Genomic DNA, 25,045 nt, shown 5'->3' on the forward strand with positions numbered 1-25,045 from the left:
GATAATAACGGGAACTCTCATGACGCTGCTTAACCCCTACTTCGGCGAATTTGGTGGCCAATACGTGCCGCAAATTCTGATGCCGGCCTTGAAACAACTGGAAGAAGCCTTTGTCAGCGCTCAGCGCGATCCGGCGTTTCAGGCAGAATTTATCGATCTGTTGAAGAACTACGCGGGCCGCCCAACGGCGTTGACGCTGTGCAAAAACCTCACCGCCGGCAGCAACACCAAGCTCTATCTGAAGCGTGAAGATCTGCTGCACGGCGGCGCGCACAAAACCAACCAGGTGCTGGGCCAGGCCCTGCTGGCCAAACGCATGGGCAAAACCGAGATCATCGCGGAAACCGGCGCCGGTCAACACGGGGTCGCCTCCGCGCTGGCCTGCGCGCTGCTCGGCCTGAAATGCCGCATCTATATGGGTGCCAAGGACGTCGAGCGCCAGTCGCCGAACGTGTTCCGCATGCGGCTGATGGGTGCGGAAGTGATCCCGGTACACAGCGGCTCCGCCACGCTGAAAGACGCCTGCAACGAAGCGTTGCGCGACTGGTCCGGCAGCTATGAAACCGCGCACTATATGCTCGGCACCGCCGCCGGCCCGCACCCGTATCCCACCATCGTGCGTGAATTCCAGCGCATGATCGGCGAAGAGACCAAAGCGCAGGTGCTGGAGCGTGAAGGCCGTCTGCCGGATGCGGTCATCGCCTGCGTCGGCGGCGGCTCCAACGCCATCGGCATGTTCGCCGATTTTATCGATGACGCCGAAGTGGGCCTGATCGGCGTGGAACCCGCCGGTCTGGGCATCGAAACCGGTCAGCACGGCGCGCCGCTCAAGCATGGCCACGTCGGCATCTACTTCGGCATGAAAGCGCCGATGATGCAAACCGACGAAGGCCAGATTGAAGAGTCCTATTCGATCTCCGCCGGGCTGGACTTCCCGTCCGTCGGGCCACAGCACGCCTACCTGAACAGCATCGGCCGCGCAGAATACGTGTCAATCACCGACGACGAAGCGCTGGAAGCGTTCAAGGCGCTGTCGCGCCATGAAGGCATCATCCCGGCGCTGGAATCTTCGCACGCCCTGGCGCACGCGCTGAAAATGATCCGTGAAACGCCGCAGAAAGAGCAGATCCTGGTGGTCAACCTGTCCGGCCGCGGCGACAAAGACATATTTACCGTTCACGACATTTTGAAAGCACGGGGAGAAATCTGATGGAACGTTATCAGCAACTGTTCACGCGTCTGGAAAGCAGCAAGGAAGGCGTATTCGTCCCGTTCGTCACGCTGGGCGATCCCAACCCGGCGCTGTCGCTGCAGATTATCGACACCCTGATTGAAGCCGGCGCCGACGCGCTGGAGCTGGGCATCCCCTTCTCCGATCCCCTGGCGGACGGGCCGACGATCCAGAACGCGACGCTGCGCGCCTTCGCCGCCGGCGTCACCCCGACCCAGTGCTTCGAGATGCTGGCGGCCATCCGCCAAAAGCACCCGACCATTCCTATCGGCCTGCTGATGTATGCCAATCTGGTGTTCCATAAAGGCATCGATGCGTTTTACCAACGCTGCGCCGAAGTGGGCGTGGATTCGGTGCTGGTCGCCGACGTGCCGTTTGAAGAGTCTGCGCCGTTCCGCGCTGCCGCCGCGCGCCACGGTATCGCGCCGATCTTCATCTGCCCACCGAACGCCGATGACGAGCTGCTGCGAGAAATCGCTTCGCACGGCCGCGGCTATACCTACCTGCTGTCGCGCGCCGGCGTAACCGGCACCGAAAGCCGGGCGCAGCTGCCGCTGCATCATCTGGTGAACAAGCTGCGCGAGTACCACGCCGCGCCGCCGCTGCAGGGCTTTGGCATCTCCGAACCGGAGCAGGTGAAGGCCGCGCTGCAGGCCGGCGCCGCCGGCGCGATCTCCGGCTCGGCCATCGTCAAAATCATCGAACAGCACCATGCCAACCCGGCGGAGATGCTGGCTAAACTGGCGACCTTCGTCAGCGCGATGAAGCACGCCACCCGGGCATGATCCTCTTTGGCGAGCGCCCTGCCGGCGCTCGCTTTAACAGCTTGTTTCCCTTCAAAGTTTGTTCCATTTATTTACCGCAAAAATTTGAACAAACCGCCGTCTTGTCTCACAATGAACTTTGTTCGCTATGCATTTCTTCGTTTGATTTGGGGAATGCGCTCGCAGTGGCGATACACCGTCGCGAGTTTTAACCATAACATTGCATGGAGAGTAATTTATGAAGCTTTTTAAAACCCTTTCGGCCTTGTGCATGGCAGCCGTTGTGGCGGTCGCGGTGAGCGCTTGCGCGCCAACGGCAAAATCTGAGGGAACGGGCGGCTATATCGATGACACGGTGATCACCACCAAAGTGAAATCGGCGCTGCTGGCGGATAAAAACATTAAGTCGCGCGAGATCAGCGTGGAAACCTTTAAAGGACGCGTTCAGCTGAGCGGTTTCGTGACGTCCAGCGATGACGCCAACCGTGCGGTGCAGGTTACTCGCGGCGTTGCCGGCGTGAAATCGGTTGACAACGTGATGCAGCTTAAATAATACCGACAGGGAGGCCTTGCGCCTCCCTGCTTACGGCTTTGATCAGAAGCGGTAACCCGCCCCGAACATGAACACCCACGGATCCAGACGCGTATCGAAGCTGTGGTGCCCACCATTCGCATCGTTGAAGCGAGTTTTGGTTTCGATGTTCATCCACCACACCGACATGTTCAGCATCCAGTGTTCGTCCAGGTTGTAATCCAGACCGGCCTGCGCCGCCACACCCCAGGAGTCTTTCAGATCGAGGTTGCTCAACCCGGCGCTTTTACCGTAGTCGTTGAACTTCTCGTCGAAGAAGGTGGTGTAGTTAACGCCGACGCCCAGGTAAGGACGCAGTTTGTCCTGCTTGTCGCCGAAGTAGTATTGCGCCATCAGCGTTGGCGGCAGTTGGTGAACGGTCGCCAGATCGGTGCCGCCCAGCGTCACCTTGTGGCGGAACGGGGTTGCGGCCAACAGCTCAACGCCAATGTTGTCCGTCACCATATACCCGAAGGTCAGGCCGAGCTGGGTGTTGTTTTTCGCATCCAGAGAACCTAAGCCCAGCACGTTGTCCGACCCCGCATTCGGGCGTACCGTCGCGGTACCCGCGCGGAACAGGAAATCACCAGCCTGATGCGCACTTGCCAACATAGGCGCCATCATCGTCGCCAATACCACCAGAGTTGTCTTTTTCATTATCCATTCCATTTGTGTGGTTAATCTCTCGGGGAGGAATATACCTACTTTCGGGTATTTGTGATCCCATCGAGATCACATCTTATGTGTAAAAATTTAAAATCCTACTAAAAACAAGGTTACCTAACCGCTTAATAAATCAAGGATTGATCTGCATCAAAAAATCGATTTTGTTGCAAATTATCTACATGTTCAAATTTCAGTTGCGGAGAAAAATGCGGCTGAGGTAATTTCGTTTTCCGTGTTGGTTTTGGTTGGTGCCGTAAGGAGTCGGCGGGCAATCAAGATGAGCGAAATCCTTAATCCCTGTGTCAGCTGCGGCGCATGCTGCGGTTATTTTCGAGTGTCATTCTATTGGGCCGAAGCCGAAGACGGCGGCGGCACCGTCCCTCTTTCCCTAACGGAGCCTTTGACCCCGTTCCTACGCTGCATGCAGGGGACCAACAGCAAGTCCCCACGCTGTACCGCACTGGACGGCGAGATCGGCACCGCCGTGTCCTGCTCGATCTACCTCAATCGGCCCAGCCCGTGCAGAGAGTTCGATCAGTCCGGTGAAAACGGCCTGCGCAACGAAGCCTGCGATCGCGCTCGCGAACGTTACGGCCTGCCGCCGTTGCCCTTGCCGCTTTCGCTGCCTGAGACGACGATCGTTGAAGAAATAGGCGTAGTGCAATTCGCGGGGTGCCACAGCGGCGTGGAACAGGGTACAATCACCCACTGATTTATCTCTGTTTTCCCGACGCCAAGGAGTCTGCATGCCTATCACGGCCAACGCTTTGTACCGTGACAGTTTTAACTTTTTACGTAACCAACTGGCCAGCATCCTGATGCTGGCGCTGTTGACGGCGTTTATCTCCGTGCTGCTGAATCAGGCCTTCAGCCCCGATGCCGAACAGTTGGCGACGCTCGCTGCCACCACCAGCGATTTCGCCTCGTCTACCGGCATGGGCATTCAGGAAGTGATCCAGCAGATGACGCCGGAACAGCAGATGGTGCTGCTGAAAGTGTCGGCCGCCGCCACCTTCTCCGCCCTGGTCGGCAACGTGCTGCTGGTCGGCGGGATGCTGACGCTGATCCGTCTGGTGTCGCAAGGGCAACGCACCAGCGCCCTGCGCGCGCTCGGCGCTTCGGCGCCCGATCTGCCGCGCCTGTTGCTGCTGCTGTTTATCTGCACCCTGCTGATCCAGCTCGGTCTGACGCTGTTTGTGGTGCCGGGCGTGATCATGGCGATCGCCTTCGCGCTGGCGCCGGTGATCGCCTCCGTCGACAAAAAAGGCGTGTTCGCTTCGCTCAAGTTGAGCAGCAAACTGGCCTTCGCCAATGCGCGCGTGATTGTGCCGGCGATGATGCTGTGGCTGGCGGCCAAGCTGCTGGTGCTGTTCCTGGTGAGCCATCTGTCGGTGCTGACGCCGAACGTCGCCAGCGTAGTGTTGACCGCGTTGAGCAACCTGGTGTCCGCCCTGCTGCTGATCTATCTGTTCCGTCTGTATATGCTGCTGCGCGGCTAAGGCCGGCGCCACCAAAACCCAAGGGGCACGCTTCGGCGCGCCCCTTTTTTGTTTACCCCGCCGTGGCGGCTTCCGCCTGCTCCTTACTCTGAATCAGCTTCAGCGCCAGATACAGGTCCGGCACCAAAATCAGCTCTTTGTCACGCCCCAATCGGTTGATGCGGAACCAGCGCGTCAGCTCGGTGCGGCGCCCCGCCAGTACCAGCTTAACGTTACGCTGCAATAAGTCGCGTTTCAGTTCGTCGATGGCCGCCAGTACGCTGATGTCGGCATGGGTAAAGCTGGCCACCGCGTCCACCACCACCCAGCGCGGCTGGAACGGAGTGCCGTCGACCAAATTGAGGATGCGGCGTTTAAAATACGCCACGTTGAAATAGGTCAGCGGCGAATTGAAGCGGTACATCATGACGCCAGGCACCGCCTTCACGCCATTGTTGTTGCCCATGGAATGGATCATGCCTTCGTCGTTGACCCCCAGCAGCTGTTCCGTCGGCCGGAAGACGGTGCGCAGAAACTGCATCAATCCGAGCAAGACCGCCAAGCCGATACCGCTGATCACCCCCACCAGCAGCACGCTGAGGAAGGTAAACAGCGCCAGGCGGAAAGCCTGAGCGTTGCGACGGCGCAAGACCCAGATGCCGCGAATGTCCAGCAGCGACCAGGCCGCATACATCAGCACCACGCCCAATCCCGCCACCGGAATAAACTGCAGCGGCGCCATCAGGAACAGCAAGACGAAGGCGATTACCGCTGCGGCGATGATCGACACCAGCTGGCTCTTGCCACCGTTGGCGTCATTCACCGCGGTGCGCGAGTCCGCACCGCTGATGGCGAAACCTTGCGACAGCGCCGAAACGATATTCACCAGCCCCAACGCGCGAAACTCGGCGTCGGCGTTGACCTCATAACCGTTCTTGGCGGCGAAGCTGCGGGCAGTAAGCATCATGCTGACAAAGCTCACCACCGCCAGGTTGAGCGCCGGGATCACCATGTCGCGCAGCAAACCAGGCTGAAAGTCCGGCCACTGGACGATCGGCAACACGCCGCTGAAGCCACCCACCGTCACCACGCCATGCTGCTGCAAGCCGCCGGCCCAGGTAACGAACGCCGCCAGCACGATGGCGAACAGCGGCGCCGGCCAGTTAGGCCGCCATTTTTTGAATCCAAGCAGCGTCACCAACGTCAGCAGCGACACCGCCATCGTCAGCCAATCGCTGTGCAGCAGGTTACTCGGCAGCGCGTAGATGCGTTCGATCAGCTGCGCCTGATGCACCGTGAACCCCAACACCTTGCCGATTTGATCGACGATAATGGTCAGCGCCACGCCGTTCAGCAGCCCGCTGAGAATCGGCCGCGACAGCAGATCCGCCAACGCCCCCAGCTTGAACCGGCTGGCCAGCAGGCACCATCCCCCCATCATGGCGGTCATCATGATGGTCAGTTGCCAATGGCGTTCCATATTGCCCGCCGCCAGCGGCGTCACCACCGCGGCGATCACCGCACAGGTGGCGGCGTCGGGCCCGACGATCAGCTGGCGTGACGAACCGAACAGCGCATAGGCCACCATCGGCAAGATACAGGAATAGAGCCCGACAACCGGGCTGACGCCGGCCAGCTCGGCGTAGGCGATGGCCACCGGCAAGGCGACGGCGGCGACGGAAAGACCGGCGCGAATATCCGGCTTGAGCCAACCGCGTTGATACCCCAATAAATGCGTCAAACCAGGCGTCAGGGCCTGGAGAGATTTCCACTGCATGCTGTTTTCCGCGGTAAATTATCTGGTTATTATGGCACTTACTATGCGACCTGCGGCCGACTCTGGCAATGCAACCGTGCTTTCTTGCGTAAGTTTATGCAAATTCCTGCTTTCGCGGCAGAAATCCGCCGGCCAAACGCCGATAATCGGCAACGTCCGGCGGTACACAGAGCCCGCCGAATCCGGTATAGTCGGCCGATGAACAGATGATGGATTGATTTATGAAGCAGTTTCTTGATTTTCTCCCGTTGATTGTCTTTTTCGCTTTTTACAAGCTGTACGACATTTACGTCGCCTCTGGCGCGTTAATCGTCGCCACCGCACTGGCGCTGGTGTTCACCTGGGTGAAATACCGCAAGGTTGAGAAGATGACGCTGATCACCTTCCTGATGGTGTTGGTGTTCGGCACTCTGACGCTGGTGTTCCACAACGATTTGTTCATCAAGTGGAAAGTGACGGTGATTTACGCGCTGTTCGCGCTGGCGCTGCTGATCAGCCAGTGGGTGCTCAAAAAGCCGCTGGTTCAACGCATGCTGGGCAAAGAGCTGACGCTGCCGGACAAAGTGTGGAGCAACCTCAACCTGGCCTGGGCGGTCTTCTTCCTGGCCTGCGGCCTGGCGAATATCTATGTCGCTTTCTGGCTGCCGCAAAGCGTCTGGGTCAATTTCAAAGTCTTTGGCCTGACGGTGTTGACGCTGGTATTCACCCTGCTTAGCGGTATCTATATTTACCGGCACATGCCGGCAGAACAGAAAAAATAGTTACAAATTTGTTAATGCCTGCGGCGCTTGCCGCGGGCAGTATGAAGTGATTCCCTCCTTTTAAAAGCAGACTGCTATGACACAACAACGACCTTTACCCAGCGGCGAGCTGGTGCTGCGCACGCTGGCAATGCCGGCTGATACCAATGCCAACGGCGATATCTTCGGCGGCTGGCTGATGTCGCAAATGGATATCGGCGGCGCCATCCAGGCAAAAGAGATCGCCGAAGGACGCGTGGTGACCGTACGCGTAGACGGCATGACCTTCCTGAAACCGGTGGCGGTAGGCGACGTGGTTTGCTGCTATGCGCACTGCATCCGCACCGGGCGCAGCTCGATCACCATCAATATCGAAGTGTGGGTAAAGAAAGTCTCTTCCGCTCCGATCGGTCAGCGCTATCGCGCGACAGAAGCGGTGTTCACCTATGTGGCAGTCGATGCGGAAGGCAACTCGCGCGCGTTGCCAGACGGTAAAATGAATTTCCGCGTCGGCTTCGAAGAGTAAGCCGGCGGAGATACCGCAAATGCAAAAAGGGTCGCCGAGGCGACCCTTTTTTTCTTTGATGGTGACCGAACTCAGTTCAATTCGGTCGTGCCGTTCAGCTTGAAGCGGATAGTCACGGTGCGATCTTTCGCTTCCTTGGCTTCATACCGCCATTTGCGCATCGCCTGCTTCACTTCACGCTCAAACATATTGCGCGGTTCCGCCGACAGGATGCGCACGTTGCTCACCCGGCCGTCGCTGTCGATATCGAACTGTACCCGCACATTACCTTCGATCTGCAAAGCCTGGGCTCGCGGCGGATAGAGCGGGTTAGCGCGGCTGATCGGCCTTGGCCCAACCTCGCGCGAGTTGCCCTGCACCGGCGCGGCAGGCGCCTGTTTCACCGGCGCTTTGTCGATCGGCTTGGCCGGCGAATCGTTGTTGAACGGCGACGGCTCGCGCGGCTCGACTTTCTTCGGCTCCGATTTAACCGGTTTTTCTACCTTCGGCTTTGGCTTAGGCTTCGGTTTCGGCTTGACCGGCTCCGGCTTCACGATCGCCTTTGGCGGCGGCTCCACAATGGGTTCCGGTTCTGGCTCCGGCTCAGGTTCAACCTGCGGCGGTTCCGGCTCGGCCGGCGCCGGTGGCGGCGGTTCGGCCATCGCGGCGGTGTTGACCATCATGACGCTGATCGGCGCGTCCTCTGGCTTCGGCAGCTCCACCACTTCCTTTACCGAAGCGTAAAGCAACCCCGCCACCAGGGCGCTGTGCAAGCCTACGGACAAAACAAAAGGCACGGATATACGGCGATTAAGGAACATCTTTTTTAGCGGCATAATGATTCTGTTTCCTCTGGTTCGCCAAGTTTAAATGCAAATAGCAATCATATTCAATAACGAAAGGCAAACTATCGCTTTAATCGTCAGTATCCGCAGCGAAAACCAGCAAACTCATAAGGATATTAACCTGGCCGTTGCTTTTTAACCGCCGAATCAACACGCTTCATTAACGTTTGGCCGAGCGCTAAAAATAAAAAACCCGCCGTAGCGGGTCAATTGCGGTGATTAAGCGTTATTCTTCATCGCCATAGTAGAGCACGCCCAGCTTAATCAGCGGCCGCCCCTGCGCTTTGCGATGCAGGTTGGTGTCGCGCAGCGAATAGACACAGCCGCAGTATTCCTGCTGATAGAAGCGTTCGCGTTTGCTGATCTCTATCATGCGCGACGAACCGCCCTTCTTGCGCCAGTTGTAATCCCAATACACCAGATCGGGATACTTTTCCGCCGCCCGGACGCCGCAGTCGGTGATCTGCTGCATGTTCTTCCAGCGCGAGATACCCAGCGAGCTGGAGATGGTGTCGTAACCATGCTCATGCGCATACAGCGCCGTGCGCTCGAAACGCATATCGAAGCACATGGTGCAGCGAATGCCGCGCTCCGGCTCATGCTCCATCCCTTTGGCGCGAGCGAACCAGTTGTCGGTGTCGTAATCGGCATCGATAATCGGCACCCCGTGCTGCTCGGCGAAACGGATATTCTCTTCTTTGCGCAACAGATACTCTTTTTGCGGGTGAATGTTGGGGTTATAGAAGAAAATGGCGTATTCGATCCCGGACGCCTGGATCGCTTCCATCACCTCGCCGGAACAGGGCGCGCAGCACGAATGCAGCAGCAGTTTGCTTTTGCCCGCAGGCAAATCGAGTTTTTCCCTTACCAGTTCCGTCATATCCTCACCTCAATGGCATATCAGTTTAAGCGCGCCGCACTATACGAATAAAAAGTAGCGGCTTCAAGGCATAAGCGCCAATCCGCCGGGAAATTCGCCGCGCGCCGTTCCCCTGCCGCGTCTTTTGCGCTACCTTGATAGCACCGTTTTATAGCCATGATTTTAAAGGTGAAACATGCTTTATCTGATCTACGCGCAAGACGTCCCCAACTCGCTGGAAAACCGCCTGGCGGTGCGCCCGGCGCATCTGGCGCGCCTGCAGGCGCTGCGCGACGCCGGCCGCCTGGTGGTCGCCGGCCCTAACCCAGCCATCGACAGCAACGATCCCGGCGCCGCCGGCTTTACCGGTTCAACGGTGATCGCCGAGTTCGCTTCGCTGGCGGAAGCCCAGGCCTGGGCGCAGCAGGATCCCTATATCGCCGCCGGCGTCTACGCCGACGTGACGGTGAAACCGTTCAAGCAGGTATTCTGACCTCATTACCTGACCGGGAGCGGCGTACCGTTCCCGGATCAATGCGTGCTCTCGTCCGCCCTCATCGGTAGAAAAAATGCCTTCCCTTCGGGCGCTGTAGCGCCGCCTGCCTATACTCTCCTGAACCCGCGGCATCGCCGCGTACTCCGGGAGATCGACCGATGCGACTCGATGTTCACGCTCACCTGTGGAGCACAGAGTATCTGGATCTTTTGCAATCTCATGGCCTGCACGAAGTCGCCGCCTATCGGCAATTGGGCGCCGGCCGCAGCGATCGCGAGCTGGCAGCCCGCTTCGCCCTGCTGGACAGCGCCGGCATCGACATGCAAATCTTGTCGGCGACGCCGCTGTCGCCGCACCTGGAAGACGAACAGGCGGCCGTTGATGCCGCGCGCCGGATCAACGATGAATATGCGGAGCTGGCAGCGCGTTATCCCACCCGCTTCCGGGCCATCGCTTCCTTGCCGCTACCGCACATCGACGCTGCGTTACGCGAGCTGGACAGAGCCTTGACCCAGCTCGGCATGCTGGGCGCCTGCATCACCACCTCAGTACTCGGGCTCTCTATCGCCAACCCGCTGTTCGAGCCGCTCTATCAGGAACTCAACCGCCGCCGCAGCGTGCTGGCCATTCATCCCGCCGGCCGCGGCGCGCACTCGCCGCTGATCGCCGATTACGCCTTGACCTGGTCGATCGGTGCGCCGATCGAAGACACGATCGCCGCCATGCACTTTATCCTCAACGGTATCCCTCTACGCTTTCCGGAGATGAAAATCATCGTTCCGCATCTGGGCGGCCTGCTGCCAATGACGCTGGAACGCCTCGACCAAACCGTCGCGTGGGAAGCGCCGGATACGCCGGAACCCCCGAGCCGCGCCGCCCTGCGCATGTGGTACGACACGGTAGGACACGATCAGGTGCCTGCGTTGCAAGCGGCAGCAGCGACATTCGGCACCGAGCGGCTGCTGTTCGGCACCGATTTTCCGTTCCAGCCGGGCGAGCTGTTTCAAACCACGGTGGACTACATCCGGCGTGCCGGATTGCCGGAGGAAGAAGCGAGCGCCATTTTGGATCGCAATGCGGCTGCGCTGTTTGGGCTGGGTGCGGACTGAAGATCCGTCCTCATTCCATGTCGCACCCCCCCGTAATAACGGGATGTGCGACATGTCGTGAACCGGTCAATGTTAGGAAACTGCGTCAGACCTGTCGCAGGTAAACATCCGTAATGCGCAGGTCAAAGTTGCTTTTCATTTCGGTGACGTCAATAAGCAAGAAAGCGTGCGTAGCCCAGTCCGGCGCTCGCTCGAAGGCGGGAGGCTGCGTAGGATAACCCTGCATTTGGCCTGGGATGATAACGCTCTTCAGATCGGATTCATTGCCGCTAAATTGATAGGTGTAAACGTGACCGGTTTGCTGCTTGAGAATTTGGGGTTCCACGTCTTGTTGCGGACCATATTCACGCAGCTTCGCCCATAGGATTTTGACCTGGCAGAGTTGCCCATCACCCGCGTAAGTGTTGGCGCGAACATGGTGAATAACGCTGCCGTAACCTTTCAGGCTGATGGTTCCCAGCACCGCCTGGAACACACCATTACCAGCGGCCGCGTTGCGCCCCAATGAAACGAAACCGGCCTGGCGAATAAGGCTGAAATTGGTGCTGTTAGTCGTGCCCCACCCGTAGCGAGATTTACGCACCGTATTAACGCCTCCCGGCGGCAGAACCCAAACTTCCTCAGTCCATTTGTCGCTACCGTTGCTATACGTCGTGCCATCCAGCCAATTGTCCTGTACGGCGGTATCGGTTCGCACCTGAGTTAACAGATAAGGCCAGGAAATGGGCAGTTGCGTGTTGTGCAGCGAGACAGAACCTGTGCCATCAATCCAGCCGCTGACGTTAGCATCACCGCCTTGCTGCATCTCGCCAATATTGACCTTATCAAAGACTACCCTAGCCAGACTGCCGACATAGAAGGGATTGGAGGTTGTCGGATAGGTCGTTGGGCTGCCGCCGGCTTTGAAGGTAAACAGACCGCCGATAACGTTGACTTTACAACTTTTGGCATCCGGGATATTCAGGATGTAATTTTGCGGTCCATAACCTTCAACGTGACAATCACGGAAAATATGTTGCCCCCCCTCGATATGCATATACTTTCCGACATGACTGGTTGGGGTTTGCGGCCCGTTTTTACCGTAAATGTAATCGAAGGAACAGTTGAAGAAATAACTATACCCTCCCATCAATTTCACGCCACAGTTGCTCTGACCGAAGACGCAACTGTGGAAGTTCATCTCTTCGCCGGAATTGAAAGTATTGTCCGGGAAGTAGTAGCAAATGTCGCAGTGATTGAAACTAAAGCCGTACATACGCAGAAAGTAGAAATCGATGGTGCCGGTAATGCCATAAGCAAAACCTTCGATACCGCCGCCAATATAAAGGTCAACGAATTGCGTCCATAGTTTGCCGAGAATGAAGTAGAAAACGTCATGCCATCGACAAAGGAATTGGGGCCAGGTCCCATCATGCGCAGATTTTTCACGCTGAGATTACCTTGGGTATATCCGGCGCTGTTTTGCCATTGCATGGCGGCTTTCCGCTTGACGTTATCGCCCGGAGTCATGGCGCTAAAATCCAGCAACGCACCGGAAAAATCGTAATCAACAGTTTTCAAATCCAGGTTCAGCGTTTTCGTGCATTTGAATTGCCCGCTACCGAACTGCAGATTACCGTTTTTCAACACGCGTGAGCCGCTGGAGACAGCCTGCGAACTGGCATAGTCGTGAGCAGCCTGAATTGCAGCGGCATCCTCTGAAATACCATCACCTTTCGCACCGAACATATAGGGCGACACCGTACCGGCAACATCCAGGACGCGTACCCATAACCAACCGGCGTTGGGGCGGATGAACATACCGCCGTCATCCATCGCTGTCGATTGTGCTTTGGCGACGAAGGTGCCACCACCGGTTGGCTGGCGATTGCTGGCGTTCCAATCGCCGTAGTATGCAGTCACAGCGATCAATTCGCCTGCAGCGGTAGGCAGAGTGTTTCGTAGCGTGGCGATATCAGGGCAAGTATTCATCATGTTATCCTCATAGTTTTACTGTATTTATATACAGCCAAGTAACTCTATGAGTGGATGAACCTTGCATCAATAGCAGGGATGTTGTGCTCTTGACCCGCGAACATAGCGGTCTATCTGGTGTACCGCCTCTTTCTGTTGCATTTATCGCTCATACAAAGGCAGCAGCCGTCAGATGACTAATTTGCCCCGCACCACCACCTTGCCCGGCTTGATCTCAGGATCGGCAATGCGGCGAATCGCCAGATTCAACGCCTGCCAGGCGATCTCCTGCAAATCATGCGACACGCAAGGGAAATGAAAACCATAGATCCCGGCATGCGAAACCTCATCGATGCTGAACAGCGACACCTCCTGCATCAACGGCAGCCGATGTTCGATGCAGGCCTTGATAATGCCCAGGGAGATTTGGTTGTTGCAGCCGACGAAAAAGTCCGGGGCGCGGTTGTTGGCCAGCCAACGGCTCGTCTCTTGCCAGGCGACATCCATAAAGAAATCGGCGTACAGCACTTCCAGCGACGCCACTTTGCCTTGCAAAGCCGCTTGCAATCCAGTGACCCTGTCACGCGCCACGTTGGAATTCTCCGGCCCGGAGACCACCACTACCCGCTGCGCCTGCTGTTCCAGCAGCCAACGCCCCGCCTGGAGGCCGCAGTCCAGGTTATCGATATACACCCCGCTGCAATGGCGGCTGTCCAATTCCCTATCGATCAGCACCACCGGGATATTGAGCGTTTCCAAGCGTTTCAGATAGGAAGGCTGGTACAAATGATCGTTGGAAATGACCGATAGAATGATCGCATCGACGTTGTAGCCAATGAGTTTGTCGATGATTCTGTCTTCGCTTTCCTGAGACTCATAGGAGTCGAACACCAGGGTGTCGTACCCCATTTTTTGCGCTTCGAGCGTCATCAGGCGCGTCAGGCCGCCAAAGAATGGGTTGGCCATATCAGGATTGACGATACCGATGGTTCTGCTGCTTTTCGCTCGCAGATTGCGCGCGGCGGCATTGACCACGTAACCGAGTTCGGCGGCAGTCTCGCGAATTCTCCTCAACGTTTCCGGATGGACCTTGTCCGGCTGTGAAAACGCCCGCGAAGCGGTTATTTTGCTGACATTCGCCTGTGCGGCGACGCTGGCCAGCGTCGCTTTCCGTCCTCGATCCACTGCCAAATGCAGCTCCTTAGCTTGAAGATATCATTTTGTACCATTCTCGGCATCATGACAGAACTTTGCCCATGGCGCTAATGGTTTACGCCTGCAAGGCGGTTAATGCGCGGATCGGTAAAAATATCCAGCTCGTCGCGGCTCTCGGAAGAGAACTCGGAGACCACCGCGCCCTGCTTTCCCGCCTGAAACCAGTGCCGGGTGTTGGGGGCGATGGTGTATTGCTCACCCGGCCGCAGAAGGATATAGCGATCGCAGGTATACCACTGCTCCGCCCCTGCGGGCACCCGACATGCCAACTCACCGCCGCGATCGTTGGGCGTCAGGTTTTCATCATCGACAAACAGAAATACCTCCCCCCAACGGCAACGAAAAGTCTCTTGCTTACCGGGCATGCCGGCGAAAGGCGGATGCAAATGCTCTGGGCAGGTCTGCCCCGGAAAGAGCACCAACTCTTTCGCACAATACCGGGGGGAGTTGACGTAAGTCAGCAGCTGCAATCCCGACACGGGATAGTCAGCCAGACCAAAGGTTGCAATTTCAATACGTTGCTGCTCGTCTTTCGTCAGGACAATGTCCGCCTGGCGCAAATATTCCAGCGTGGCGGCTTTGGCGTTTTGTTGTTTGTTCATCATTTTCCCTGCAAAGTAACGGTATCGATATCAACACGCCGATATTAAAACCGTCATTGCCCCGCCGGTTTTGTGACCGCCATCTCCATATTGAATAACAACCCCCCAGCAAAATTAACTCTCGTCGAGCAATTCCAACATTGATCACAGTTTAACCACCCGCTTTGGCCCACTATCGCCGCATTGAAATGATATCGTTACCATAAAAATGATTCACCAGGAGGCAATATGAAAGCATTAGTGTTGGCCAAGGCGGGGCAAATCGCTATTGAGGACGTCCAGCTGGCCGAGGCGCTGGGGCCCGATGATGTGCAGATTAAAATTCATTCCGTAGGTATCTGCGGCAGCGATGTGCACTATTACCAGCATGGCCGCATTGGCCCGTTCGTGGTTAACGCCCCGATGGTGCTCGGCCATGAAGCTTCCGGCGTGGTGCTTGCGACTGGCGAAAATGTCACTCACCTCAGCGTCGGCGATCGCGTTTGCATGGAGCCCGGCATTCCCGATCTCAACTCGGCCCAAACGCGCGCCGGTATTTACAACCTTGACCCGGCCGTTCGCTTCTGGGCAACGCCGCCGGTGCACGGCTGCCTGCGCGAAACCGTCATCCACCCCGCCGCGTTCACGTTCAAATTGCCGGACAACGTCAGTTTTGCTGAAGGCGCCATGGTTGAGCCCTTGGCTATCGGTATGCAAGCGGCCACCAAAGCCGGGATTAAACCCGGCGACATCGCGCTGGTGATCGGCGCCGGGCCGATCGGCGTGGTAACGGCCCTTGCCGCACTGGCGGGCGGCTGTTCGGACGTCATTATTTGCGACCTGTTTGACGAGAAACTCGCGGTGGCGGCCAGCTACGAAGGGTTGCACGCCGTCAATATCAAAACCGGCGACCTGGCGGGGAAAGTGGCCGCGCTCACCAGCGGCAACGGCGCCGATGTCGTGTTTGAATGCAGCGGCGCAAAACCGGCTATCGCAACGCTGGCTGAGCATGCGGCGCCGGGCGCGACCGCGGTGCTGGTCGGCATGCCGATCGACGCTGCGCCGATGGATATCGTCGCGGCGCAGGCCAAGGAAATTACCTTCAAGACCATCTTCCGCTACGCCAACATGTATCCGCGCACGCTGCGGCTGTTGAGCAGCGGCAAATTGCGCGTCCAGCCTTTAATCAGTCAGACCTACAAGTTCTCCGACAGCGTGGCCGCCTTCGAACGCGCGGCGGCGGGGCATGCCTCAGACATCAAAATCATGCTGGAGATGGAGTAAACCTATGACGCTCTATGCTGGCATAGACTGCGGTACGCAAGGCACGAAAGTCGTGATTGTCGACAGCGCACAGGGCGTGATCCTCGGTGAGGGCAGCGCCCCTCACCGCCTCATCAGCCATTCCAACGGCCGGCGCGAACAAGAGGCCGACTGGTGGGTTGACGCGCTGATCATCGCGTTTCAACAAGCGGTGACCAACGCCGGCGTCGACGCACGGGAGATTAACGCGTTGGGGGTTTCGGGCCAGCAGCATGGCTTCGTGCCGCTGGACGCACAAGGCAACGTGCTGCACAGCGTCAAGCTGTGGTGCGATACCGAAACCGCAGAGGAAAACGAACGGCTGCTGCAGCGGCTCGGCGGCGCCAACGGCTCGCTGGAAACACTCGGTCTGCGGGTCGCCACCGGTTACACCGCGTCGAAAATCCTTTGGTTCAAGACGCACCACCCGGCGCTCTGGGCAAAACTGCACACCGTGCTGCTGCCCCATGATTATTTGAACTTCTGGCTGACCGGGGAACGCGTGGCGGAATACGGCGACGCCTCCGGCACCGGGCTGCTCGATGTGCGCACCCGCAGCTGGAGCAAAACCGCCGTCGATCTCATCGACGACAGCGGCCGCCTGTGGCAAGCCCTGCCGCCGCTCAAAAGCGCGGAATGCTGCATCGGCACGGTGCGCCCTGTCGCGGCGGAAAAGCTCGGCCTCAGCCCCACCGCCAGGGTCTCGACCGGCGGCGGCGACAATATGATGGCGGCCATCGGCGCCGGCAACATCGAGGCCGGCGCCGTCACCCTGAGCCTGGGCACTTCCGGCACGCTATTCGCCTGGTCCGCCGCGCCCGTCGTGGCGGAGTCGGACATGATTGCCGGTTTCTGCTCCAGCACCAACGGGTGGTTGCCGTTGATATGCACCATGAATGTCACCTCGGCCACCACCGCGATGCAAACGCTGCTGGACGAAGATCTTGCCGGCTTCAACGCCCTATTGGCGCAGGCCGCACCGGGCGCCGGCGGCGTCGAGATGCTGCCGTTCTTCAACGGCGAACGCGTTCCGCCGCTGCCCCACGCGCGCGCCAGCCTGCATAACCTGGATAGCGACAATTTTACCCGTGCCAACCTCTGCCTGGCCGTAGTAGAGAGCGCCACCTACGGCCTGCGCTATGGCATCGAGCTGTTCCGCCGCCAGGGCATCGAAACGCGCGAGATCCGTCTCACCGGCGGCGGCGCCCGCAGCGCCGCCTGGCGACAAATCGTCGCGGACGTGATGGGATGCCCGGTGGTCTGTCTGAAAGTCAAAGAGACCGCCGCGTTGGGCGGCGCCATTCAGGCGATGTGGGCGACATCGTTGGCCGATCGCCCGAACCAGAGCGCCGCCGAATTATTGGCCGAACTGTGCCAACGCTTCGTTTCACTGGATGAAGCCACGCGCGCGACGCCAAACGCCGACCGACAAACGCAATACGAGACGCTTTATCAACGGTACCTGCAGCGTTTGCAACGAACCTACCCGGAGGTGCAACTGTGACGCAAGATCCCCATACGTCAGCCCCCGCCTACCTGCTGGAAGTGAGCGGCGTCAGGAAAGCCTTTGGTCCGGTCATGGCGCTTAAAAATGCAGAGTTTTGCCTGCGGCGCGGGTCCATCCATGCCCTGTGCGGCGGCAACGGCGCGGGTAAGTCCACCTTTCTCAGCATTCTGATGGGCTTTATTCAACCCGATGGCGGCGACATTTTTATCCATGGCCAACGCTGCGAATTTCATCATCCCCGCGATGCCCTCAACGCCGGCATCGCCATCGTGCAGCAGGAACTGAGCGCGATCCCGGACCTGACGGTGGCCGAAAACATTTGGCTCGGCCGCGAGCCGAGGCGCTTGGGGTTCGTCGACTTCGCGACGCTCAACCAGCGCACGACCAGCCTGCTCAATGAACTGGATTTCAAGATCGACGCCCGGGAAAAGATGCGCAATCTGAGCGTCGCCGAGCAACAGCTGGTCGAGATCGCCAAGGCGCTGTCGCACGCCAATGCCGACATCATCATCATGGATGAGCCCACCTCGGCGATTGGCGAAGAAGATGCGCAGAAAATCTTTCAGACGCTGCAGCAACTGGCGGCGAAAGGCAAAGGCATTATCTATGTGTCTCACCGCTTGTCAGAGATCTTCCAGATCGCGGACAGCTACACCATTTTTCGCGATGGCGCCTACATCCATGAAGGCTATATCGCCGACATTACCCGTGAACAGCTGATCGAACACATTATCGGCGGCGAGTACGACAGCGAGTTCGCCAAATTCAATCGACCCGGCGAGGCGGTGTTGCTGGAGGTTAACAACCTGTGTTGGCGCGACAAGATCAAAGATATCAGCCTGCAGCTTAAGCACGGCGAAATCCTGGGCATCTACGGCCTGGTGGGATCGGGCCGCAGCGAGTTCCTCGATCTTATCTTCGGCGTTCAGCATGCCGACAGCGGCACGATTCGCTTGGGCGACAAAACGCTGAGCCGTCACTCCCCGCGCGAAGCCATCGACAGCGGTATCGCCTATGTAACGGAAGACCGTAAGGAAACCGGCCTGGTGCTGTGCCGCTCCGTCAGCGAAAACATCAATATCGCCTCTTTCGCCGACATCAGCCGGATGGGATTTGTCAGCGAGAAACGGGAGCAAGCGCGTACCCGCGACATGATCCAGCGTTTCAACGTTAAAACCCACGACGGCGAGCAGCCGGTGGGCAACCTGAGCGGCGGCAACCAGCAAAAAGTGGTGCTGGGCCGCTGGGCGCTGCTGGATCCGGAGGTTTTGCTGCTCGACGAGCCGACGCGCGGCATCGACGTCGGCGCCAAAAAAGAGATCTATCGATTCATGTCGGAATTCGCCTTGCAAAACAAAGGGATCATCATGGTTTCCTCCGAACTTTCGGAAATCATAGGCATGAGCGATCGCATATTGGTGTTCCGTGACGGGCAGTTGGCCGGCGAGCTTTCGGCAACCCATGCGACTCAGGCAGCACTGATGAAACTCGCGGTTTAACAGAGAGAGAATAACAATGAGCAGCGCCCACTCCTTATCACCAGGAATGTCATTTTTCACCCGCAATAAGCGCCGTATGCACAAATACGGCATTATCATCGCCTTTTTCGCCCTGTGCCTGACCGTGGCGCTGATTGGCGAATATCAGGTCGCCCAGGGGGCCTGGAGCAGCAATTATTTTCTCAGCAATGAAAACACCCTGATCGTCCTGCGCCAGGTCTCGATCAACGGCATTCTGGCAATCGGCATGACCTTCGTCATCATCACCGCCGGCGTCGATCTCTCCGTGGGTTCGGTGCTGGCGTTAAGCGGGATCGTCGCCGCCCGTTTCGCCACCAACAATAGCGGATTGGCTATCGGCGATACCGCGACCGCCGTCATGGCACCGCTGATTGTGGCGCTGGGCATCGGCATCGTCTGCGGCCTGGTGAACGGCACCGTGTTAGCCCGCTACCGGCTGCAACCCTTTATCGTCACCATGGGCATGCTCTCTGCGGCGCGCGGTTTAACCATGTTGACTACCAACGGCAATCCGGTTTCGCAATTGAACAGCGATTTCCGCTGGTTGGGCAATGGTTATGTCGGCGGCGTTCCGGTGCCCGTCATCATCTTCATCGTGCTGTTCGCCCTCGCCTGGCTGGTGCTGAATAAAACCCTCTTCGGGCGCTACATCTACGCCGTCGGCGGCAACCCGAAAAGCGCACGCACCTCTGGGATTAACGTCACTCGTATCAAGATACTGGTGTATACGCTGTGCGGCGCGCTGGCCGGCATCGCCGGTTTGATCCTCACCGCGCGCACCGGTTCGGCGCAAACCAACGCCGGCGCAGGCTATGAGCTGGACGCCATCGCCGCGGTGGTGATCGGCGGCACCAGCATGGCGGGCGGCGTGGGTACGCTGGTCGGCACCTTCTTCGGCGTGCTGATCATCGGGGTGATGAATAACGGCCTCGATCTGCTTGGCGTGCAATCGTATTACCAACAAATTATCAAAGGCGCATTGATCGTTCTTGCCGTCTTGCTCGACCCATCGCGTAAGCAACAGCGCGATTAATAACATCAGACCCAACTCTACCAGGAGAAAACCATGAATAAGACCAAGATAGCGTTGTTTGCCTCTGCCATGATGTTCGGCAGCCTGTCGGCTGCTCAGGCGGCCCCGGTTAAAATCGCGGTATTGATGTACGGCAACAAAGCCGAATTCGTGCAATTGATGGAAAGATTCGGCAAGGAACACCCGGCGGTGAAAAACGGCGAAGCCGTGCTGACCTTCTACGATGGGCGCTATGATGCCTCGGTGCAAAACGATCAGGCCGCCACCGCGATCCAGACGCGCGCCGACGCCATTATCGTCAACCCTATGGATTTTGAGGCCAATATCGATATCGTCACCAATGCCAACGAAGCCAAAATCCCGGTGGTGGTCACCAACGCGCGTCTGAACACGGACGCGATGACCTCTGAAGTGGTGTCTAACGATGAGCTGGGGGGCTATCTCGAGGCCAAAGCCGTCCTGGACAAACTCGACTGCAAGAACCATAAGGTGAACGTGGTGATTATCGAAGGCCCGAAAGGCGGCAGCGGCGAGATCCAGCGCGGCAAGGGCAATGACAAAGCGATTGCCGAGTGCGGCGCCGGCCAGGTCACCGTACTTGAACGCAAAACGGCCAACTGGTCGCGCGCTGAAGCGCAGCCGCTGATGGAAAACTGGCTGCAGAAACATCGGGGTAAAATCAACGGCGTGATTGGCCAGAACGACGAGATGGCGCTGGGTGCGATTGAAGCGATTAAAGGCGCCGGCCTGAATGTGAAGGACTTCGCGATCGCCGGCGTGGACGGCGTTTCCGACGCGATTCATGCGGTACAGGCCGGTGAAATGGTCTCCATCCTGCAAGACGCCAAAGGCCAGATGCAGGGTTCCATCGACGTCGCGTTACGCGCCGTGAAAGGTGAAAGCTATCAACCACAGTCGGATATCTGGAAACAATACGCCAAGGATCTGAAATGGGAAGGCGGCACGCAGAAGCATTACTACATTCCGTGGACCGTCGTCACCCCAGAGAATGCCCAATCGCTGTTGGATGCCCGTAAATAACCCTTCGCCCCCCTCTCCGGGGGGCCCGCCCGCACGTAAACAAAAAAAAGCCAGCACGGAGTGGCTGGCTTAAAGGTTCTTCGAGGGAATATCTTGTTCGATAAACATACGCCTGCCACAGCCCATTGACTAACTATCAGTGTGATAGGCGTAGCCGTCAGCGGCGATTTATTATTGCCGCCGCAGAGCAAACCACCGCCGCTGATCTACACTTTAGCCGTAGTCAAGATACCGTTACGGGCCGTTTTTATCTTCCAAAAGGAATAATTATGAAGGCAACTAAATATCTCTTGGCACTGCTGGCGTTTACCTCATTCTCTTCTCTGGCGGCGATTGAAATCACCCGGGAAGAGGCGGCGAAACATACCGAGATTGGTCCGGTGACCATTTCGCAAGACGGCGACGACACCGTGGGGATCGATCACGCGCGCCTGTCGAAAGCGGTGGACGAAAAAGGCGGCAAGTATTACGTCATTATTGGCCGCGAGGGCAAAACCACCTTCGAAACCATCAATGCGATAGCCTATAAATAATCGGGTTTATCCTGCGGCAGGCTGACACCTGCCGCTTAATTCATTCGTTATTTATCTCCGTCCGCCAGTATCAACGCCTGCATATCGGCGAACATCGTTTCCCACTCCGCCTGGTCGATATCCATCAAACCGAAATAACGCAGCATAAAAGCGCCTTCGGTGGCGAGAAACGCCAGGCGCGCGCGCTTGCCCTCTTCGCTCGCCAAATCGAGCCCGGCGATGCGGCTGCGGTACCATTCGCGCGTACTCGCCAGATGCTCCGGCGTTTGAATCAGCGTCGCCATCAGCCCGGCGGCCTTGGCGCTGGCGGTCTGATCCGAACTTTGGGTCGCCAACATATGCGCCCGCACGCCGGTCTGTGGCGAAGGGTCGGCGCCGGCGATATCCGCGAACAGCGCTTCATAGGCGCTGCCCCAGCGATCGAACATGGCGTCGATCAAGGCGTCCTTGCTACCGAAGCAATACTGCACCCCACCCTTGGAGATCCCCATCGCTTTGGCGACGGCGTCGATGGTCAAGCCGGCGGCGCCCTGAGTGGCGACGATCTCTTCGGCGGTGTCCAAAACCTTATCGCGATCGATGCTGCGTTGACGTCCCATTAAGAAACCCTTCTTTTCAATACGAACGTATGGATATATATTATCAACCAGTATACCACCCGGCGCCGCCGGAGGGTTACCGGAATGGCGGCGCCTTCGCGCCGCCCACTTTAGTGGATGAATGACTTATGTACGCCAAGAACCGCTGGCTGATCCTGGCCCTGATCGCCAGCGCCCTTTTCCTGATCGTTATCGATATGACGGTGTTATATACCGCGCTGCCGCGCTTGACCCAGGCGTTGGACGCCAGCGCCTCGCAGAAACTGTGGATCGTCAACGCCTACCCGTTGGTGGTGGCCGGACTGTTGCCCGGCGCCGGAATGCTGAGCGACCGCATCGGCCATAAGCGGCTGTTTCTGGCCGGGCTGCCGGTGTTTGCCGTCGCTTCGCTGTGCGCCGCCTTCTCGCCAACCGCTGAGTGGCTGATCGCCGCACGGGTGTTCCTCGCCGTTGGCGCGGCGATGATGATGCCCGCCACGCTGTCCATCGTGCGCCACGTCTTTACCGACGAACGCGAGCGCGCTCTGGCGATCGGCATCTGGGCCTCGGTGGCCTCCGGCGGCGCGGCCATCGGCCCGGTGGTCGGCGGCCTGCTGCTGGAGTATTTCTGGTGGGGTTCGGTGTTCCTGATCAACGTGCCGGTGGTGCTGCTGGTCTGGCCGCTGGCGTGGAAACTGATCCCACGCTGCGGCGGCGATAACCCGCGCCCTTCCGACATCCTCGGTTCGGTACAGATCATGATCGGCCTGGTCGGCGCTATCTACGCGCTGAAAGAGCTGAGCAAGCCGGCGCCAGACGTCGGCGCCTTGATCGCGGCGGCCCTGATCGGCGTGCTGTTCCTGGCGATGTTCGTGCGCCGCCAGCAGCGCAGCGCCAATCCGATGATCGATTTCTCCCTGTTCCGCAACCGGCTGTTCGCCGGCGGCATCGGCGTAGCGCTGCTGTCGATGGTGGCGCTGATCGGCGTCGAGCTGGTACTCAGCCAACGCTTGCAGCTGGTGCTCGGCCTCAGTCCGCTGCAGGCGGCGCTGTTTATCTTGCCGATCCCGCTAGCTTCGGCGTTGGCGGGGCCGATGGCCGGTTTGCTGTTGCCGCGCTACGGCGAACGCAGCATCATCCTCGGCGGTTTCGCCCTGACCGCTTTCGGCATCGCCGCCCTCGCCCTGCTGTCCCAGAGCGGCATGGCGCCACAGCTGGTGAGCCTGGCGTTGGTGGGCTTTGGCCTCGGCGGCGTGATCACCGCCGCGTCCACCGCCATCATGTTGAATGCGCCGGAGGAGAAATCCGGCATGGCCGCATCGATCGAGGACGTCTCCTATGAGCTGGGCGGCGTGCTGGGCGTAACGTTGCTCGGCGGGCTGATGACGGCGGTTTACAGCCACAGTCTGGCGCTGCCGGCGGAACTGCCGGTCAGCGATTTGGCCTACGACAGCATCGACGAAGCGTTGCGTCTGGCGGCCGGGATGGCGGCCGATCGCGCGCAGCAGCTGACCCAGCTGGCGCGTTTGGCCTTCGATCGCGCATTTATTACGGTGTTGATCGCCGCCGCGCTGTTGATGGCGCTGGGCGCCGGCGCGGTAAAACTGGCGCTGCGCAAGTAACCGATAAAAGCGGCTTTTTTCGCCTGCGGATCCTGCGTACACTGATTCGGCAATTTGCTCGACGGATTTATCGCCATCGGTTTGAGCGATGGCAATGATGACTGATATCGTGTTTAACCCTGCGATAAATCCGGTTACTGTAACAGCTATGGAAATGAATTCTGTCTACCCTTGGAACGAATAATCAGGAGAAGATTATTATGGCAACGGCGAAGAAAGCAGCGAAAACCCATATCGGCCTCGACAGTAAACAATCGGCAAAACTCGCCGAAGCGCTGAATGCGCTGTTGGCGAATTATCAGGTGCTATATATGAACGTGCGCGGCTATCACTGGAATATTACCGGCCCGCAATTCTTTGAGCTGCACGCAAAATTCGAAGAAACTTACAACGATCTGCTGACCAAGGTGGATGAGCTGGCGGAACGCATTCTGACGCTGGGCTCGCAGCCGCGTCACGCTTACAGCGACTATCTGAAAACCGCCGATATCAAGGAACACACCAACGTGACCGATGATAAAGGCACGCTGCGCGGCCTGTTGGAAGGGTATTCAATCTTGCTGCAACAGCAGCGCGAACTGCTGACGGTGGCGGCCGATGCCGGCGACGAAGGCACCGCGTCGCTGATGAGCGATTACATCAAAGAACAGGAAAAACAGGTCTGGATGCTCAACGCCTATCTGGGCAAATAACCCAGGCGCCATGACAAAACAGTCCCTCACGGGACTGTTTTCGTTTTACCACTCGCAGGATACCGCAAACAGCAGCGCGCGCCGGTGCTGATCGTCCAGGCGGCGGCGCACCCGGATGATATGGCGATTGCTGCACGACTGGCGCTCCAGCCAGCGATGCCGGCGGCGTTGGCTCTGCCGCAACATGCGCCAGCGGCCCACTTCATTTCTACTGCGTCTCATAATTCCGTCACTCGTTCGTCTAATGCCAACCGCGGGCATTATAGCCCTTTCGGCTCATGATCCAAGTCGCCGTTATCGGCGGCACAGCGGACGCCACACGGGCAAAAGCCGCCCTTTCATTTTCAGCAAGTGCCTTAACTTCATCATATTTATGTAACATAAGCGCCGATAAAAGGTTTCGCCTTGACCGATCTGTGCGTACACT

At 58.3% G+C, this 25,045-nt stretch carries 27 protein-coding genes; 17 read left to right on the top strand and 10 right to left on the bottom strand.

What is annotated here, in order from left to right:
- Positions 1–19 precede the first annotated feature (19 nt).
- The 3 genes from trpB to AC6BYQ_RS01985 all read left to right on the top strand — a co-directional run bounded on the left by trpB (position 20) and on the right by AC6BYQ_RS01985 (position 2,548).
- Positions 20–1,210, top strand: a complete 1,191-nt coding sequence (gene trpB / locus AC6BYQ_RS01975) for a tryptophan synthase subunit beta (protein WP_049242960.1) — start codon at positions 20–22, stop codon at positions 1,208–1,210.
- The gene (gene trpA / locus AC6BYQ_RS01980; RefSeq protein WP_498056215.1) at positions 1,210–2,016 is read left to right on the top strand and encodes a tryptophan synthase subunit alpha; all 807 of its coding nucleotides are present in this window, start codon (positions 1,210–1,212) and stop codon (positions 2,014–2,016) included. The genes trpB and trpA overlap by 1 nt, the downstream gene beginning before the upstream one ends.
- Positions 2,017–2,233: 217 nt before the next feature.
- Positions 2,234–2,548, top strand: coding sequence for a BON domain-containing protein (locus tag AC6BYQ_RS01985; protein WP_019452714.1), 315 nt, complete (start codon positions 2,234–2,236; stop codon positions 2,546–2,548).
- Between the two features lie 42 nt (positions 2,549–2,590).
- Here the strand turns inward: AC6BYQ_RS01985 and ompW are convergent, their stop codons facing one another.
- On the bottom strand, positions 2,591–3,223 hold the full coding sequence (gene ompW, locus AC6BYQ_RS01990) for an outer membrane protein OmpW (RefSeq protein ID WP_019452715.1): 633 nt from the start codon (positions 3,221–3,223) through the stop codon (positions 2,591–2,593).
- A 286-nt stretch (positions 3,224–3,509) separates the two neighbouring features.
- On the opposite strand from ompW, the gene AC6BYQ_RS01995 reads away from it, so the two are divergent.
- The gene (locus tag AC6BYQ_RS01995; protein ID WP_498056216.1) at positions 3,510–3,944 is read left to right on the top strand and encodes a YkgJ family cysteine cluster protein; all 435 of its coding nucleotides are present in this window, start codon (positions 3,510–3,512) and stop codon (positions 3,942–3,944) included.
- Positions 3,945–3,978: 34 nt separating this feature from the next.
- Positions 3,979–4,731, top strand: coding sequence for a YciC family protein (locus tag AC6BYQ_RS02000; RefSeq protein WP_019452717.1), 753 nt, complete (start codon positions 3,979–3,981; stop codon positions 4,729–4,731).
- 52 nt (positions 4,732–4,783) lie between these two features.
- Here AC6BYQ_RS02000 and AC6BYQ_RS02005 read toward each other — a convergent pair whose 3' ends face one another.
- A complete protein-coding gene (locus AC6BYQ_RS02005) occupies positions 4,784–6,487 on the bottom strand; it encodes a SulP family inorganic anion transporter (protein WP_309530376.1) in 1,704 nt (567 codons plus the stop codon).
- A 221-nt stretch (positions 6,488–6,708) separates the two neighbouring features.
- Between AC6BYQ_RS02005 and AC6BYQ_RS02010 the strand changes: the two genes are divergently transcribed.
- Both AC6BYQ_RS02010 and yciA read left to right on the top strand, forming a co-directional pair.
- The gene (locus tag AC6BYQ_RS02010) at positions 6,709–7,248 is read left to right on the top strand and encodes a septation protein A (RefSeq protein ID WP_019452719.1); all 540 of its coding nucleotides are present in this window, start codon (positions 6,709–6,711) and stop codon (positions 7,246–7,248) included.
- Positions 7,249–7,324: 76 nt separating this feature from the next.
- Positions 7,325–7,753 carry an acyl-CoA thioester hydrolase YciA gene (yciA, locus tag AC6BYQ_RS02015; protein WP_019452720.1) on the top strand — a complete coding sequence of 143 codons (429 nt, stop codon included), beginning with the start codon at positions 7,325–7,327 and terminating at the stop codon, positions 7,751–7,753.
- 71 nt (positions 7,754–7,824) lie between these two features.
- Here the strand turns inward: yciA and tonB are convergent, their stop codons facing one another.
- Both tonB and AC6BYQ_RS02025 read right to left on the bottom strand, forming a co-directional pair.
- Complete coding sequence (tonB, locus tag AC6BYQ_RS02020) at positions 7,825–8,568, bottom strand: TonB system transport protein TonB (RefSeq protein WP_063918445.1); 744 nt, start codon at positions 8,566–8,568, stop codon at positions 7,825–7,827.
- A 235-nt stretch (positions 8,569–8,803) separates the two neighbouring features.
- The gene (locus tag AC6BYQ_RS02025) at positions 8,804–9,457 is read right to left on the bottom strand and encodes an epoxyqueuosine reductase QueH (protein ID WP_019452723.1); all 654 of its coding nucleotides are present in this window, start codon (positions 9,455–9,457) and stop codon (positions 8,804–8,806) included.
- 175 nt (positions 9,458–9,632) lie between these two features.
- Here AC6BYQ_RS02025 and AC6BYQ_RS02030 point away from each other — a divergent pair, with 175 nt between their 5' ends.
- Together AC6BYQ_RS02030 and AC6BYQ_RS02035 are read left to right on the top strand one after the other, a co-directional pair.
- The gene (locus AC6BYQ_RS02030; protein ID WP_004932096.1) at positions 9,633–9,929 is read left to right on the top strand and encodes a YciI family protein; all 297 of its coding nucleotides are present in this window, start codon (positions 9,633–9,635) and stop codon (positions 9,927–9,929) included.
- Positions 9,930–10,090: 161 nt separating this feature from the next.
- The gene (locus AC6BYQ_RS02035) at positions 10,091–11,041 is read left to right on the top strand and encodes an amidohydrolase family protein (protein ID WP_498056217.1); all 951 of its coding nucleotides are present in this window, start codon (positions 10,091–10,093) and stop codon (positions 11,039–11,041) included.
- A gap of 85 nt (positions 11,042–11,126) precedes the next feature.
- Here AC6BYQ_RS02035 and AC6BYQ_RS02040 read toward each other — a convergent pair whose 3' ends face one another.
- From AC6BYQ_RS02040 to AC6BYQ_RS02055, 4 genes are all read right to left on the bottom strand, one after another.
- A complete protein-coding gene (locus AC6BYQ_RS02040; protein ID WP_498056218.1) occupies positions 11,127–12,221 on the bottom strand; it encodes a hypothetical protein in 1,095 nt (364 codons plus the stop codon).
- Positions 12,218–13,015, bottom strand: a complete 798-nt coding sequence (locus AC6BYQ_RS02045) for a putative phage tail protein (protein WP_498056219.1) — start codon at positions 13,013–13,015, stop codon at positions 12,218–12,220. The genes AC6BYQ_RS02040 and AC6BYQ_RS02045 overlap by 4 nt, the downstream gene beginning before the upstream one ends.
- A 168-nt stretch (positions 13,016–13,183) precedes the next feature.
- The gene (locus AC6BYQ_RS02050; RefSeq protein ID WP_074054063.1) at positions 13,184–14,185 is read right to left on the bottom strand and encodes a LacI family DNA-binding transcriptional regulator; all 1,002 of its coding nucleotides are present in this window, start codon (positions 14,183–14,185) and stop codon (positions 13,184–13,186) included.
- Between the two features lie 71 nt (positions 14,186–14,256).
- Entirely contained in the window at positions 14,257–14,811 is a 555-nt protein-coding gene (locus AC6BYQ_RS02055) for a D-lyxose/D-mannose family sugar isomerase (protein WP_440528717.1), read from the bottom strand.
- A gap of 228 nt (positions 14,812–15,039) precedes the next feature.
- Here AC6BYQ_RS02055 and AC6BYQ_RS02060 point away from each other — a divergent pair, with 228 nt between their 5' ends.
- The 6 genes from AC6BYQ_RS02060 (at position 15,040) to AC6BYQ_RS02085 (ending at position 21,726) form a co-directional block, all read left to right on the top strand.
- Positions 15,040–16,074 carry an NAD(P)-dependent alcohol dehydrogenase gene (locus AC6BYQ_RS02060; RefSeq protein WP_063918449.1) on the top strand — a complete coding sequence of 345 codons (1,035 nt, stop codon included), beginning with the start codon at positions 15,040–15,042 and terminating at the stop codon, positions 16,072–16,074.
- Between the two features lie 4 nt (positions 16,075–16,078).
- Complete coding sequence (gene xylB, locus AC6BYQ_RS02065) at positions 16,079–17,596, top strand: xylulokinase (RefSeq protein ID WP_063918450.1); 1,518 nt, start codon at positions 16,079–16,081, stop codon at positions 17,594–17,596.
- Positions 17,593–19,098 carry a sugar ABC transporter ATP-binding protein gene (locus AC6BYQ_RS02070; protein ID WP_498056220.1) on the top strand — a complete coding sequence of 502 codons (1,506 nt, stop codon included), beginning with the start codon at positions 17,593–17,595 and terminating at the stop codon, positions 19,096–19,098. Before xylB ends, AC6BYQ_RS02070 begins: the two co-directional genes overlap by 4 nt.
- 16 nt (positions 19,099–19,114) lie before the next feature.
- Positions 19,115–20,152 (top strand): ABC transporter permease, encoded by a 1,038-nt coding sequence (locus AC6BYQ_RS02075; RefSeq protein WP_043128958.1) that lies wholly within the window; start codon positions 19,115–19,117, stop codon positions 20,150–20,152.
- Between the two features lie 33 nt (positions 20,153–20,185).
- Entirely contained in the window at positions 20,186–21,193 is a 1,008-nt protein-coding gene (locus AC6BYQ_RS02080) for a substrate-binding domain-containing protein (protein ID WP_498056221.1), read from the top strand.
- Between the two features lie 269 nt (positions 21,194–21,462).
- The gene (locus AC6BYQ_RS02085; protein WP_019452732.1) at positions 21,463–21,726 is read left to right on the top strand and encodes a hypothetical protein; all 264 of its coding nucleotides are present in this window, start codon (positions 21,463–21,465) and stop codon (positions 21,724–21,726) included.
- Between the two features lie 47 nt (positions 21,727–21,773).
- Here AC6BYQ_RS02085 and AC6BYQ_RS02090 read toward each other — a convergent pair whose 3' ends face one another.
- Complete coding sequence (locus AC6BYQ_RS02090) at positions 21,774–22,325, bottom strand: TetR/AcrR family transcriptional regulator (RefSeq protein WP_019452733.1); 552 nt, start codon at positions 22,323–22,325, stop codon at positions 21,774–21,776.
- A gap of 128 nt (positions 22,326–22,453) precedes the next feature.
- Between AC6BYQ_RS02090 and smfY the strand changes: the two genes are divergently transcribed.
- A complete protein-coding gene (smfY, locus tag AC6BYQ_RS02095) occupies positions 22,454–23,926 on the top strand; it encodes a multidrug efflux MFS transporter SmfY (RefSeq protein ID WP_432525096.1) in 1,473 nt (490 codons plus the stop codon).
- A gap of 200 nt (positions 23,927–24,126) precedes the next feature.
- Positions 24,127–24,618, top strand: a complete 492-nt coding sequence (locus tag AC6BYQ_RS02100) for a Dps family protein (RefSeq protein WP_019452735.1) — start codon at positions 24,127–24,129, stop codon at positions 24,616–24,618.
- Positions 24,619–24,663: 45 nt separating this feature from the next.
- Here the strand turns inward: AC6BYQ_RS02100 and AC6BYQ_RS02105 are convergent, their stop codons facing one another.
- On the bottom strand, positions 24,664–24,840 hold the full coding sequence (locus tag AC6BYQ_RS02105) for a YciY family protein (RefSeq protein WP_025159792.1): 177 nt from the start codon (positions 24,838–24,840) through the stop codon (positions 24,664–24,666).
- Positions 24,841–25,045 lie beyond the last annotated feature (205 nt).

This window comes from Serratia sp. LTN-2 (genome assembly GCF_059740205.1).